Annotated in this window: 11 protein-coding genes and 1 pseudogene; 6 read left to right on the top strand and 6 right to left on the bottom strand. The window is 74.8% G+C overall.

Features of this window, described 5'->3' with window-relative positions:
- Positions 1–14 precede the first annotated feature (14 nt).
- Entirely contained in the window at positions 15–812 is a 798-nt protein-coding gene (locus MODMU_RS13785; RefSeq protein ID WP_014740891.1) for an IclR family transcriptional regulator, read from the bottom strand.
- 70 nt (positions 813–882) lie between these two features.
- Here MODMU_RS13785 and MODMU_RS13780 point away from each other — a divergent pair, with 70 nt between their 5' ends.
- Positions 883–1758, top strand: a complete 876-nt coding sequence (locus MODMU_RS13780) for a hypothetical protein (RefSeq protein ID WP_014740890.1) — start codon at positions 883–885, stop codon at positions 1756–1758.
- Between the two features lie 113 nt (positions 1759–1871).
- On the opposite strand, the gene MODMU_RS13775 is transcribed toward MODMU_RS13780, so the two are convergent.
- Positions 1872–2285 (bottom strand): VOC family protein, encoded by a 414-nt coding sequence (locus MODMU_RS13775; RefSeq protein WP_014740889.1) that lies wholly within the window; start codon positions 2283–2285, stop codon positions 1872–1874.
- A gap of 59 nt (positions 2286–2344) precedes the next feature.
- Between MODMU_RS13775 and MODMU_RS13770 the strand changes: the two genes are divergently transcribed.
- The 4 genes and pseudogenes from MODMU_RS13770 to MODMU_RS30195 all read left to right on the top strand — a co-directional run.
- On the top strand, positions 2345–3358 hold the full coding sequence (locus MODMU_RS13770; RefSeq protein ID WP_014740888.1) for a helix-turn-helix transcriptional regulator: 1014 nt from the start codon (positions 2345–2347) through the stop codon (positions 3356–3358).
- A gap of 173 nt (positions 3359–3531) precedes the next feature.
- Complete coding sequence (locus MODMU_RS13765; RefSeq protein ID WP_014740887.1) at positions 3532–4926, top strand: aspartate aminotransferase family protein; 1395 nt, start codon at positions 3532–3534, stop codon at positions 4924–4926.
- Positions 4927–4955: 29 nt separating this feature from the next.
- Positions 4956–5231 carry a cytosine deaminase gene (locus MODMU_RS27735; protein WP_014740886.1) on the top strand — a complete coding sequence of 92 codons (276 nt, stop codon included), beginning with the start codon at positions 4956–4958 and terminating at the stop codon, positions 5229–5231.
- A gap of 47 nt (positions 5232–5278) precedes the next feature.
- Positions 5279–6175: pseudogene (locus MODMU_RS30195) on the top strand (amidohydrolase family protein); the annotation flags it as partial.
- Positions 6176–6564: 389 nt separating this feature from the next.
- On the opposite strand, the gene MODMU_RS13755 reads toward MODMU_RS30195, so the two are convergent.
- Both MODMU_RS13755 and aceA read right to left on the bottom strand, forming a co-directional pair.
- Entirely contained in the window at positions 6565–8211 is a 1647-nt protein-coding gene (locus MODMU_RS13755; RefSeq protein ID WP_014740885.1) for a malate synthase, read from the bottom strand.
- Positions 8212–8245: 34 nt separating this feature from the next.
- The gene (gene aceA / locus MODMU_RS13750; protein WP_014740884.1) at positions 8246–9553 is read right to left on the bottom strand and encodes an isocitrate lyase; all 1308 of its coding nucleotides are present in this window, start codon (positions 9551–9553) and stop codon (positions 8246–8248) included.
- A gap of 121 nt (positions 9554–9674) precedes the next feature.
- On the opposite strand from aceA, the gene MODMU_RS13745 reads away from it, so the two are divergent.
- Positions 9675–11162 (top strand): helix-turn-helix domain-containing protein, encoded by a 1488-nt coding sequence (locus MODMU_RS13745; protein WP_014740883.1) that lies wholly within the window; start codon positions 9675–9677, stop codon positions 11160–11162.
- Between the two features lie 10 nt (positions 11163–11172).
- Here the strand turns inward: MODMU_RS13745 and menC are convergent, their stop codons facing one another.
- Positions 11173–12279, bottom strand: coding sequence for an o-succinylbenzoate synthase (gene menC / locus MODMU_RS13740; RefSeq protein WP_014740882.1), 1107 nt, complete (start codon positions 12277–12279; stop codon positions 11173–11175).
- On the bottom strand, positions 12276–13229 hold the full coding sequence (locus MODMU_RS13735; RefSeq protein WP_166503777.1) for a GNAT family N-acetyltransferase: 954 nt from the start codon (positions 13227–13229) through the stop codon (positions 12276–12278). Before MODMU_RS13735 ends, menC begins: the two co-directional genes overlap by 4 nt.
- Between the last annotated feature and the right edge of the window lie 2 nt (positions 13230–13231).

Here is a 13231-nt window from a genome sequence, read left to right as displayed (position 1 = left end):
CCGGGCCGCGGCGCTCAGCGGCTGCCGGGACCGGGGGAGTCCAGCTGGCGCCCGATGCCCCGGGCGGCCACCTGCAGCACCGCGACGAGGCCCTGGCGGTGCCGACCGGCCGCCGGGACCACCACCCCGAGCGCGGCGACGACCTCGGGGGAGTCCCCGTCGTCCCGCCCGTCCGGGTCCGGGCCGCGGACCACGGGGACCGCCACGGAGGACATGCCGAGCACCATCTCCTCCGCGGTGGTCGCGTGGCCCAGCTCGCGCACCCGGCGCAGCTGCTCGCGCAGCCGGCCGGCGTGGGTCACGGTGTACGGCGTCACCCGCGGGAGGTCGGCGAGCACCCGGTCGCGCACGTCGGCAGGAGCGTGGGCCAGCAGGACCTTGCCGGCGCCGGTGGCGTGCAGGGGCAGCCGGCTGCCGGCCCTGCTGACGACCGGCAGCGACACGTGACCCGACACCCGGTCGAGGTACAGCGCCGAGGTCCCGCTGCGCACCACCAGGTGCACGATGGCCCGGGTGGCGACGTGGACGTCCTGCAGGAACGGTGCGGCGACGTCGCGGAGCCCGGTCTGGACGGGGGCGAGCAACCCCCACGACCACAGGCGGGAACCGATGCCGTAGTGGTCGGCGCGCCGGACGAGGACCTGGTGGTCGACCAGCTCCCCGAGCAGCCGGTGCGTCGTCGACAGCGGCAGCGCGGCGCGCTCGGCCACCTGGGTCGCGGTCAGCTCCCGGTGCGCCTCGTCGAACGCGCCCAGCACCGCCACCGCGCGCGACAGGACCGATCGACCCGCCTCGATGGCACGACCGGACACCGGCTCCGTCCTCCCACTGGGTGAGAGGCGAGTCTCGACGTCGCGGTCGTGAGCTGTCCAGCATCTGCACATGCCTGCGCCCGCCCAGCCCCCGGACACCACCGCCGCACCGCCGCCACGGGGCCGGCTGCGCGCCCAGCACGTGCACATCGGTGCCGTGTGGGTCAGCCTCATGGAGCCCGACGCGGGTCACGAGGCGGCGTTCAACGAGTGGTACGGCGACGACCACTTCTACGCCGGTGGGATGGCCCTGCCGTGGATCTTCGCCGGCCGCCGGTGGATCTCACCGCGCAGCCACCAGGCGGTCCGGGTCGTGGGGGAGGACCCCACGTTCCAGCCGCCGGAGGCCGGCCGCTTCCTGCACCTGAACTTCTTCAGCAGGGGGCACGTCGAGGAGGTGGGCTCGGCACTGGGCGACACCATCGCCGGACTGGCCGGGGAGGGGCGGATGTACGTCGACGACATCCCGCGCCGGCACGTCTTCAGCAGGATCCAGCCCTACGCCGAGGCGGTCTACGACGCACCGGACGACGAGGGCCCGCTCGACGTCCACGCACTGGACCACCCGTTCGGCGGGGTGGTGCTGGAGGTCCTCCGCGCGCAGCCGGGGCACGACCGGGAACAGCTCACCGCCTGGCTCGTGCACGACTTCATCCCCGCGCACCTGCCCTCGGCCCGGGCCGCGATGTGCCTGGTCAGCCTGGACGCCGACCTGCCCGACCAGCTCGCGAAGCGGACCAAGCGCATCCCCCGTGCCTACGGCGACGGCGCCGAGCAGCGCCTCAGCCTGCTGTGGTTCACCGTGGACGACCCGCTGGACGGCTGGCAGGAGCGTTTCGGCGGCCACCGCGCGGAGCTCGACCGGGCGGGCACCGCCCGGCTGGAGTTCGCGAGCCCGTTCGTCCCCACCGTGCCCGGCACGAACCGGTACATCGACACGATCTGACCTGCGCGGCCGCGGTCGTCGAGCCGGACCCGCCGCTCGCGGGTGCAGGTCAGCTCCCCGCGACGTGCTCGACGAGGACCCGGGCCGCGGTCGGCGCGTGGCCAGCCCGAGGTTCACCGCCCGAGCCTCGCCCGCGCGTCGGGCGTGACCGGGGTGAAGAGGTTGACCAGGTTGCCGTCGGGGTCGCGCAGCAGCAGGGAGCGGTTGCCCCAGGGCATCGTCGTCGGCTCGCCGACGAACTCGGTCGGCACCTGGCTGATCCTGTCGTAGGCGGCGTCGACGTCGTCGACCAGGAACTCCACGATGACCGAGCGGTTGTCCGCGGGCCGGGCGGAACCGGCTCCGAACAGCGCCACGGTGCGGGTGCTGCCGAGGGCCAGGGTGCCGGCCGGGGTCCGCAGCTCGGCGAAGTCCGGGGTCGACCATGCGACCGGGTGGCCGGTGACGCGCTCGTAGAAGGCGGCCAGCCGGGCGACGTCGTCGGTGATGATCCGGATCGAGACCAGGGTGGCGGGTGTCTGCGTCATACGGGGGACGGTAGGACGGTAACCGGACAGGTCCCGCCCGGTATCGGGAGGATGTCCGGGTGACCCGCCCCACGGCCCGTGTGCTCGCCCTGCTGGAGATCCTGCAGGCCGGCGGCACGCGGACGGTCGGCGACCTCGCGACCCGGCTGGGTGTCGACGAGCGGACCGTCCGCCGGTACGTGGCCCACCTGGCCGACCTCGACGTCCCGGTCGAATCGGTGCGCGGGCGGTACGGCGGTGTCCGGCTGGTGCCCGGTTCGCGTGTGCCGCCGCTGATGTTCACCGACGAGGAGGCGCTGGCAGTCCTGCTGGGGATGGTCGCGGCCGGGCGGGCCGGGCTGGTGACCACCTCGGCCGTGGCGGTGGAGAGCGCCGCCGCCAAGCTGCGCCGGGTCCTCCCGGCGGCCCTGGCCAGCCGGCTGGCAGCGGTGCTGGAGACCACCGGGTCCACCGCTGCGCCCCGCGCGCCGGCCGGCGCCGGGACGGCGACCCTGCTCACGGTGGCCGAGGCGGCCCGTGACCGCCGCCCCCTGGCCGTGGACTACACCGACGGCCGCGGGGTGCCCAGCGCCCGGACCGTGCTCCCCTACGGGATCGTGGCGCACGCCGGGCGCTGGTACCTGACCGGCGCCGACCCGGTCGGCGGTGGGGTGCGTGCCCTCCGGCTGGACCGCATCGAGACCGCCCGGCCGCTGCCCGGGACCTTCGACGTCCCGGCGGGGTTCGACCCGGCCGGTGCGGTGCTGGCTGCCATCGCCGGTGCGCCGCGCCGGCACGTGGTCACGCTGTTGGTCGACGGCCCGGCCGACCCGGTGCGTGCCCTGTTCCCCGTCGGTCTCGCCACCGTCGAGGAGGACGCCGCCGCGCCGCACCGGGTCCGGGTGGTCATCCGGGCCGAGGAGCTGCACTGGGTGCCAGGCGTGCTGGCCGGGATCGACCGTCCGTTCGAGATCGTGGGCCCGGAGGAGCTGCGACCGCTGGTGCGGGCCCTGTCCCAGCGGCTCCTCGCCGCCACCGACAGCACCTCGTCGCAGGTCGACGGGACCCCGCCCGGGCGAACCGCGTTCCGCTGACCGTGCCCGGACGTCACCCGGGCGGCAGCGGCACCATGGTGCGGACCGGTCGTCCGGATCGCACGACCCGCCCGGGCGACGGCCGAGGCGGCACGGGTCATCGGGTGACGCCGACGGTGGATGTCGGCAGACTCTGGGCACCGGAGTCCGACCGCAGCCCCGAGGAGCACGGCATGACCACCTCGATCGAGCAGCCGCCCGCCGGCGTACCGGACGCGACAGCAGCCCGGGCCGCGGACCACCTCTGGATGCACTTCGCCCGGCAGGGCCGCCACCCCGAGGCGCCCGTCCCGGTCATCACCCGCGGCGAGGGCGCCTACATCTGGGACAACCGCGGCCGGATAATCCTCGACGGTCTCTCCGGCCTCTTCGTCGTCCAGGTCGGGCACGGGCGCCGCGTGCTGGCCGAGGCGGCCGCGAAGCAGGCCGCCGAGCTGGCGTTCTTCCCGGTGTGGGGTTACACCACCCCGGTGCAGGCCGAGCTCGCGGAGCGGCTCGCCGACCTCGCGCCCGGCGACCTGAACCGGGTCTTCTTCACCTCCGGCGGGGGCGAGGCCGTGGAGTCGGCGTGGAAGGCCGCGAAGCAGTACTTCAAGCTGGTCGGCAAGCCGCAGAAGCACAAGGTGATCAGCCGGGCGGTGGCCTACCACGGCACTCCGCACGGCGCCCTGGCCATCACCGGGCTGCCCGCGATGAAGAAGGACTTCGAGCCGCTGGCCCCGGGCGGCTTCCGGGTCCCCAACACCAACCTGTACCGCCACCCGGAGTTCGCCGACGACCCGAAGGCCTTCGGGCTGTGGGCCGCCGACCGGATCGAGGAGGCGATCCTCTTCGAGGGTGCCGACACCGTCGCCGCGGTCTTCCTCGAGCCGGTGCAGAACTCCGGCGGGTGCCTCGTGCCGCCGCCGGGCTACTTCGAGCGGGTCCGGGAGATCTGCGACCGGCACGACGTGCTGCTCGTCTCCGACGAGGTCATCTGCGCCTTCGGCCGGCACGGGACGACGTTCGCCTGCGAGAAGTTCGGCTACACCCCCGACCTGATCACCTGCGCCAAGGGCATGAGCTCCGGGTACGGCCCGATCGGCGCGATGATCGCGTCGGAACGGGTCATGGAGCCCTTCCTCCGCCCCGGCGTGGCGTTCCCGCACGGCTACACCTTCGGCGGCCACCCGGTGTCCGCTGCCGTGTCGCTGGCCAACCTCGACCTCATGGAGGCCGAGGGGCTCAACCAGCGTGTCCTGGACAACGAGGCGGCGCTGGGCGCGACCCTGCGCCGGCTGCTGGACTTGCCGATCGTCGGCGACGTCCGCGGGGACGGCTACTTCTGGGCCGTCGAGCTGGTCAAGGACAAGGCCACCCGGGAGACCTTCGACGCAGCGGAGCGTGAGCGGCTCGTCCGCGGCTTCCTGCCCGGCGCGCTGTTCGACAACGGTCTGTACTGCCGCCCCGACGACCGCGGCGACGTCGTCGTCCAGATCGCCCCGCCGCTCATCTGCGGTCAGGCCGAGTTCGACGAGATCGAGCAGGTCCTGCGGCAGACGCTCACCGAGGCCCAGGAAGTCGTCTGACCCTCGCTCCCCGACTGGAGGAGACCCACATGAGCAGGCTCGTCGTCGGGGTGCCGAGCGAGATCAAGGACGACGAGCGGCGGGTGGCCCTCACCCCAGACGGCGTCGTGGATCTGGTGCACGGGGGTCACCACGTGGTGGTGCAGGCCGGCGCCGGTGCAGGCGCCCCCGGTTCACCGACGACGGGTACGCCTGCCCCGCGCCTCGGCCTGAGCACGCTGCAGGGGGACCTCGTCGACCAGCCGGTCGCCGAGGCGCACCAGCTGCCCTTCACCGACCCCGCCACCCTCCTCGCATCGCGGTGACACCTCGACAGAGCGGTGGCACGACGGTCTTCCGCGACGTGCGGCCGATGGGGGGCGACGCGGTGGACCTGCGCGTGGTGGGCGGCGTGTTCGCCGCTGGTGCGCCCGCGCCGGACCGGCCGGAGGAGGTCGTGGACTGCGCGGGCCTCATCGCCCTGCCGTCGCTGGTCGATGCGCACCTCCACCCGGACAAGACCTCCTGGGGCGAGCGCTGGGTCTCCCGCCGGCCGGTCGAGAACGGCATCGCGGGGTACGCGGAACAGGACGTCGAGCTGTACCGGCGGCTGGGGACGCCGGTCGCCGAGCGCGCGCACCGGCTCCTCGCGCGCGCCGTGGCATCGGGGACCCGGGCGGTGCGCGCGCACGTCGACGTGGCCCCGGCCTACGGCATGGACGGCCGGCGGGCGGGCGGCGACGCCCGCGGTCGGCTCGCGCACGCCCTCGACGTGCAGGTCGTGGGCTTCCCCCAGCACGGCGTGCGGCGGGCACCGGGCACCGCGGAGCTGCTGGCGGAGGCCGCCCGCGACGGGCTCGTCGACGTGGTCGGTGGCATCGACCCCGTGGGGTTCGACGATGCGCTGGACGACCAGCTCGACCTGGTCTTCGGGCTGGCCGAGGCACACCACCTCGAGGTGGACCTGCACCTGCACGACGTCGGGCCGGCCGGGCTCACCGTGCTGCGCGAGGTCATGGCCCGCACCCGGGCGCTGGGCATGCAGGGCGCGGTGACGGTCAGCCACGCCTTCTGCGTGCCGGCCGCACCGGACACCGACCGGTTGGCCGACGAGCTGGCCGAGGCCGGGGTCGGGCTGACCACGGTGGTCCCCGACCCGGCCCGGGTGCTGCCGGTGCGTCAGTTGCGGCGGCGCGGCGTCCGGGTGGGGCTGGGCTCCGATGGTGTCCGGGACGCCTGGAGCCCGTTCGGCAACGCCGACATGCTGCACCGTGCCCACCTCCTGGGTCTCCTCACGCAGCCCGGCTGGACGACGAGCTCTCGGACTGCTTCGTCGCCGCGGCCGATGGTGGGGCTGAGCTGCTCGGCCTGCCGCTGGTCGACTTCTCACCCGGGTCCCCGGCCGACTTCCTGCTCCTGGACGGCGAGTGCCTGCCGCAGGTCGTCGTGGACCTGCCCGCGCGCCGGATGGTCGTCCGGGCGGGACGGGTGGTGGCCCGCGACGGCGAGCTCGTCGACCTCCCGTAGGTGCGGTGCGGACCAGCGGTCGCAGCCGCCGGGGTCAGGACCCGATCACCGTGGTCATCGGCTCCGGCGTCCGGCACGGTCGGCTCTGCCGGGTCCGTCGGGAGCGGACCAGCAGAGCCGACCGGCGGCGGCTCACCGGGCCGGCAGCGTCACCAGGTGCTCGACGTACCCGGGGACGGTGAAGAACGTCGGGAAGGTCTCCTCCAGGGTGACCGACCGGACCATCGCCGCGGCGTCGTCGAACCGGTCGCCCGGGGTGCGGGGCTGCTCGGCCACCACCTCGTCCAGCAGCCGCTCGACCAGGTCGCGGGTCACCGGGGTGCCCTCGACGGTGACCGTCCGGCGGGTGGTCCACTGCCACAGCTGGGCGCGGCTGATCTCCGCGGTGGAGGCGTCCTCGACGTGGCCGTCGAGGACGACCGAGCCCACCCCGCGCAGCCAGGCCTCCATGTAGCGGACGGCGACCGACACGTTGGTGCGGACCCCGGCGTCGGTCACCGGACCGGCCAGCCCGCGGGGGTCGAGCAGCTCCGCGGCGGTCACCCGGACGTCCGCGCGCTGTCGGTGCCGCTGGTCGGTCGCCCCGCCGAGCACCTCGTCGAAGGCGTTCCGCGCGACCTCGACCAGGCCGGGATGGGCCACCCAGGTGCCGTCGAAGCCCTGCTCGGCCTCCCGCCGCTTGTCCGCCGCGACCTCGGCGAGGGCCTCCCGGGTGGCGGCCGGGTCGCGGTCGTCGGGGACCGCCGTGCTCATCGCGCCGATCGCGTGGGCCCCGCGCCGGTGGCAGGTGCTCACCAGCAGGTCGGTGCAGGCATGCATGAACGGCGTCGTCATGGTCAGCTCCGACCGGTCGGGCAGCACCCAGGCCGGCCCCCGGTCGCGGAACTTCTTGACGATGCTGAACAGGTAGTCCCACCGGCCGGCGTTGAGGCCGGCGCAGTGGTGCCGCAGCTCGTAGAGGACCTCCTCCATCTCGAAGGCGGCGGTGATCGTCTCGATGAGCACGGTCGCCCGGATCGTGCCGTGCCGCAGGCCCAGCACCCGCTCGGTCTCGGTGAAGACCTGGTCCCACAGCCGCGCCTCGGCCGCGGTCTCCAGCTTCGGCAGGTAGAAGTACGGCCCGTGCCCCCGCTCGACCAGCCGGGCGGCGTTGGCGAGGGCGAACAGGCCGAAGTCGACCAGCGAGGCCGATGCCGGCGTGCTCCGCCCGGTGGCGTCGGTGTGGCACAGGTGCTTCTCGACCAGGTGCCAGCCGCGGGGGCGGACCAGCAGCGTGGGCGCCGCGTCCGGTCCGGCGCCGGTCGGCCACTCCCGGACGACGTCGGCCAGCACGGCCTGGCTGCCGACGACGTTGGCCCAGGTGGGGCTCATCGCGTCCTCCAGGTCGGCGACCCAGGTCGAGGCGCCGGAGTGCCGTGCGGCCCGCGCGGTGGCGGCGTCGGCCGGGCCGGTGAGCTCCACCCGCCGGTCGGCCAGGCCCGGTCCGGGGCCGGCGACCCGCCAGGAGGGGTCGTAGCGCACCACCGGGGTCTGCCGGCTGAAGCGGAGCTCCTGGCCGTTGCTGAGCGACGCGCGGCGGACGGCGCGCGCGGCGAGCAGCTCGGCGCGGCCGGAGGCGAACCGGTCGTGCAGGTGGGCGAGGAAGTCCAGCGCGGCGGGGGTGAGCACCTCCTCGGCGCCCGGGACGGCGGGGCCGAGCACGTCGATCCGGCCGGACGGCGGGGGAGGGGACGCCGGTCGGTCCGACCGGTGCGGGGCGGGGGTCTGCAGGACGGTCATGTCAGCTCCTGGGCGGTGCGGCGGGGCGAGCGGGTCAGTGGAACTGCTCGGACTCGGTGGAGCCGACCAGGGCGAGGGTCGAGCTGGCCGGGTTCAGCGCGGTGGCGATCCGGTCGAAGTAGCCGGTGCCGACCTCCCGCTGGTGGCGGGTGGCGGTGTAACCGCTGGCCTCGGAGGCGAACTCGGCCTCCTGCAGCTCCACGTAGGCGCTCATCTGCCGCTCGGCGTAGCCCTGGGCCAGGGTGAACATCGAGTGGTTGAGGGAGTGGAAGCCGGCCAGGGTGATGAACTGGAAGGCGTAGCCCATGGCGGCCAGCTCCCGCTGGAATGAGGCGATCTGGTCGTCGTCGAGGTGGCTGCGCCAGTTGAACGACGGCGAGCAGTTGTAGGCCAGCCTCTGGTCGGGGAACTCCGCGTGCACCGCCTCGGCGAAGCGCCGGGCGAGCTCCAGGTCGGGGGTGGCGGACTCGACCCAGATCAGGTCGGCGTAGGGGGCGTAGGCCAGGCCGCGGGCGATGACCGGGTCCAGGCCGTTGCGGACGGTGTAGAAGCCCTCCGCCGTCCGCTCGCCGGTGAGGAACGGGCGGTCGCGCTCGTCGTGGTCGCTGGTGAGCAGCGTCGCGGCGAGGGCGTCGGTCCGGGCGATGACCATCGACGGGACCCCGGCCACGTCGGCGGCCAGCCGGGCGGCGTTCAGCGTCCGGATGTGCTGGCCGGTGGGCACCAGGACCTTCCCGCCCATGTGACCGCACTTCTTCTCCGAGGCCAGCTGGTCCTCCCAGTGCACGCCGGCCGCCCCGGCCGCGATCATCGAGCGCATCAGCTCGTAGGCGTTGAGCGGCCCGCCGAAGCCGGCCTCGGCGTCGGCGACGATCGGCACCAGCCAGTCCCGGCTGGCGCCGCCGTCGGTGGCCTCGACCTGGCCGGCCCGCAGGAGCGCGTTGTTGATCCGGCGGACGACGGAGGGCACCGAGTCGACCGGGTAGAGGCTCTGGTCGGGGTAGGTCTGCCCCGCGGTGTTCGCGTCGGCGGCGACCTGCCAGCCGGACAGGTAGATGGCCTTCAGCCCGGCCCGGACCTGCTGCACGGCCTGGTTGCCGGTGAGCGCGCCGAGCGCGGACACCCACTCCTGGCCGTCGCTGGCCTGGACCAGCTCGAACAGCCGCTCGGCGCCCCGGCGGGCCAGCGTGTGCTCCTCCACGACCGGTCCCCGCAGTGCCACGACGTCCTCGGCGGTGTGGTCGCGGCGGATGCCGGCCCAGCGCGGGTCGGTCTGCCAGGCGAACGCGAGGTCGGTGGCGGTCTCGGCGGCGTCGCCGGGGCGGGTGGGGTGCTGGCTCATCACGGGCTCCTGGTGTTCGGGAACAGCTTGCTGGGACGAGCCTGCGGGCCGCCCGACCGGCCGAGAAGGTGTTCGCCAGGAGAACTTGACCGGTTCTTCCCGATGCAGGAACATCCGCCGGATGACAGACGAGTACGACCCGCTGGTGGTCGGACGGCGCATCCGGGAGCTGCGGGCCGCCGCCGGGTTGACCCTGGGGGAGCTGGCCGGCCGGCTGGGGCGGGCTCCCTCGCACCTGTCGATGGTGGAGAACGGCAAGCGCGAGCTCCGGGTCGCCGAGCTGCACGCGCTCGCCGGGGCGCTGGGCACCGACGTCGCCGACCTGCTGTCCCAGGCGCCGCGGTCGCGCCGCGCCCAGCTGGAGATCGCGCTCGAGCGGGCGCAGCGCAGCCCGCTGTTCACCTCCCTCGGGCTGGCCCCGCTGTCGGTCCGCAAGGCGCTGCCCGACCAGGCCATCGAGACCGTCCTCGCCCTGCTCAGCGAGCTGGAGCGGGTGCACGAGCAGCGCGCGGCGACCCCCGAGCAGGCCCGCCGGGCGAACACCGCGCTGCGGGCGGAGATGCGCCGGTCGGGCAACCACCTGGCCGAGCTCGAGACGACCGCGGGCACCCTGCTCGCCGCGGTCGGCCACACCGGCGGCCCGCTGTCGCAGCGGGTCGCGGCCGACCTGGCCGGGCACCTCGGGTTCACCATCCACCACGTCGGCGACCTGCCCGCCTCCACCCGCAGCCTCACCGACCTGGAAGGGCGGCGCATCTACCTGCCGCGGCAGTCAGAGGCCGGCCGCGACCCCCGCTCGACCCTGCTGCAGGCGCTGGCGGGCGCCGTCCTGGGGCACAGCCCACCGGAAGACTACGAGTCCTTCCTCCGCCAGCGGGTGGAGAGCAACTACCTCGCCGGCGCCCTGCTCGTCCCGCAGACCAGCGCCGTCCCGTTGCTGAAGGCGGCCAAGGAGCGGCGGGAGCTGTCGGTGGAGGACCTGCGCGACGCCTACGCCGTCACCTACGAGACCGCGGCCCACCGGTTCACCAACCTGGCCACCGAGCACCTCGGCATCCCGGTGCACTTCTTGAAGGTGCACGAGTCCGGCACCATCGCCAAGGCCTACGAGAACGACGACGTGCAGTTCCCCAGCGACGCCCTCGGCACCGTCGAGGGGCAGCTGGTGTGCCGGTACTGGGCGGCCCGGCGGGTGTTCGCCGTGGAGGACCGGTTCAGCCCCTACCACCAGCTCACCGACAAGCCCGGCGGCACCTACTGGTGCACCTCGAGCATCCAGACCACCGGGCGCGGCGCGTTCTCCCTGTCGGTGGGCACGTCGTTCGCGCACGCCAAGTGGTTCCGCGGCATGGACGCCGACCAGCGGTTCAGCTCGACGTGCCCGGACGAGAGCTGCTGCCGGACGCCGCCGCCGGCGCTCGCGGAACGCTGGGCCGGCCGCGCGCTGCCGACCCCGCGGCTGAACGCCTCGCTGTTCGCCACGCTGCCCACCGCCTCCAGCCTGACCTCCACCGGGTCGTCGACCTCCCCGGGCGTGGACACCACGGAGGCCTACCGGTTCCTCGACCGGCACACCCGGGTCGACCGGGACCGGCCGCCGCCGCGCTGAGGCCGGGGGCTCAGCGCAGCCTGAGCTCCTCGACCGACGTGGTGACCTCGTCCAGGAGCTGCGAGTCCGGCTCGACCCCGAGCCCCGGGCCGGTGGGCACCGCCAGGTGGCCGTCGACGAGCTCGAACGGGGCGGTGATGTCGGTGGCGTAGTACCGGTCCGACGCGGAGGTGTCCCCGGGCAGGGTGAAGCCGGGCAGCGCCGCCAGCGCCACGTTGGCCGCGCGGCCCAGGCCGGTCTCCAGCATGCCGCCGCACCACACCGGCACCCCGTGCGCGGCGCAGACGTCGTGCACCCGCCGCGCCTCCAGGTAGCCGCCGACCCGGGCCGGCTTCACGTTGACGATCGAGCACGCCCCCAGCCGGATCGCCGCCGCCGCGGTGCGGGCCGAGGTGATCGACTCGTCCAGGCAGATCGGGGTGGCCACGGTGCGGGCCAGCTCGGCATGCCCGAGGACGTCGTCCTCGGGCAGCGGCTGCTCGATCAGCAGCAGCTCGAACGGGTCCAGCTTCGCCAGGTGGCGGGCGTCGGAGACGGCGTAGGCGGTGTTGGCGTCGACCTGCAGCGCCACGTCGCCGAACCGCTCGCGGACCGCGCGCACCGGCTCGACGTCCCAGCCCGGCTCGATCTTCAGCTTGATCCGCAGGTAACCGGCGTCCAGGTACCCGCCGACGGCGTCCAGCAGCTCCGGGATCGAGTCCATGATCCCGACCGACACCCCGCAGGGCACCCGGTCGGTGGCCGCGCCCAGGAAGGAGCCGAACGACCGCCCGGCGGCCCGCAGCTCGGCGTCCAGCACCGCCGTCTCGATCGCCGCCTTGGCCATCCAGTGCCCGGCGAACGGCGCCAGCGCGCGGCCGACGGCGTACGCGTCCAGGTCGGGGACGGCGGCCACCGCGGGGAGGAAGAAGCGGCGCAGCACGTCGGCGGCGCCGTCGACGTACTCGGCGGAGTACCGCGGGTCGGCCAGCGCCGCGCACTCGCCCCACCCCTCGCCGACGTCGGTGCGCGCCCGCACCAGCAGCACGTCCCGGCTGGTCTGGGTGCCGAACGACGTCCGGAACGGCGCCACCAGCGGCATCGCGATCCGGCGCAGTTCGACGCTCTCGAGCTTCACGGCGTGGCCCTCCCGGCCTCAGGGGCGGCCGGGATCCCGGCGCCGTCGACGACGTACCAGCCCTCGCGGGCGAAGGCGCGCACCCGGCCGCCGCCGGCCAGCGCCCCGGCCAGGGCGCCGCGGACCGCCACCCGCCACCGGGCGGCCAGCTCCGGGTCCCGGGCCCGCAGCCCCTCGACGTCCGGCGGCACGGCCACCAGCCACGGCCGGCCCGGGACGCCCGGTCGCTCCTCCGGGGCGCCGTCGGGTCCGGCGGAGACGACGGCGACGGCGCCGGCCGCCCGCAGCGCCGGCAGGTCCACGGCCACCGGCTCGCCGGCGACGGCGCGCACCACGGCGGGGGAGTCCAGCACCCAGGTGGTGAGCAGCCGGTCGGACTGGTCGGAGGCGTTGATGGTGTCCTCCATCGGACCGTAGAAGTCCGGGAGGTACTCGACCGGCACGGCGCCCAGCCGGCCCAGGTTGAACCAGGCGTTGCGGCGCACCAGCGGGTCGAAGGTCCAGGTGATCCGGGTGAGGCCGCGGTCCAGCGCCCAGGCCCGCTGGTGCAGCTTGAGCGTGCGGCCCACGCTGCGCCGCTGCGCGGTGGGCAGGACGCCGGTGACGTGGCTGTGCAGGGCGGTGCCCGCCGGGGCGGCGAAGAAGCCGACGCAGGCGCCCACCAGCTCCCCGTCGGCGTAGGCCCCGAGCAGCGGGTTGCCGGCCTTGGTCAGCGCCCGCATCATCTCCACGGTCACCGGCGGGTTGTCCGGCGCCGGGTGCCAGATGGAGCCGAAGAGGTCCTGCACGGCGCGCAGGTCGGCCAGCTCGGCGAGCTCGACCACTTGCACCCCCGAGCGGGCGGCGGCCCGGTGCGCGGCCTCGGCTGCCGCGTGCGCGACCGCCGGCCCCGCCACCGGAGGGGGCGGGGTCGCCGGCAGGCCGTCGGTCAGCTCGGTCACGATGCCCATCC

Source organism: Modestobacter italicus (assembly GCF_000306785.1).
In the GTDB taxonomy this organism is placed as follows: domain Bacteria; phylum Actinomycetota; class Actinomycetes; order Mycobacteriales; family Geodermatophilaceae; genus Modestobacter; species Modestobacter italicus.
The sequence above is the reverse complement of the archived record's forward strand: the minus strand, read 5'-3'. Positions and strand labels throughout refer to the sequence as shown.

Excerpts from the sequence above, each read along its gene's own strand:
- MODMU_RS13780 (WP_014740890.1), top strand. The coding sequence starts at position 883 with ATGCCTGCGCCCGCCCAGCCCCCGGACACCACCGCCGCACCGCCGCCA.
- MODMU_RS13765 (WP_014740887.1), top strand. The coding sequence starts at position 3,532 with ATGACCACCTCGATCGAGCAGCCGCCCGCCGGCGTACCGGACGCGACA.
- MODMU_RS13775 (WP_014740889.1), bottom strand. The coding sequence starts at position 2,285 with ATGACGCAGACACCCGCCACCCTGGTCTCGATCCGGATCATCACCGAC.
- MODMU_RS13735 (WP_166503777.1), bottom strand. The coding sequence starts at position 13,229 with ATGGGCATCGTGACCGAGCTGACCGACGGCCTGCCGGCGACCCCGCCC.
- MODMU_RS27735 (WP_014740886.1), top strand. The coding sequence starts at position 4,956 with ATGAGCAGGCTCGTCGTCGGGGTGCCGAGCGAGATCAAGGACGACGAG.
- MODMU_RS13755 (WP_014740885.1), bottom strand. The coding sequence starts at position 8,211 with ATGACCGTCCTGCAGACCCCCGCCCCGCACCGGTCGGACCGACCGGCG.
- MODMU_RS13745 (WP_014740883.1), top strand. The coding sequence starts at position 9,675 with ATGACAGACGAGTACGACCCGCTGGTGGTCGGACGGCGCATCCGGGAG.
- aceA (WP_014740884.1), bottom strand. The coding sequence starts at position 9,553 with ATGAGCCAGCACCCCACCCGCCCCGGCGACGCCGCCGAGACCGCCACC.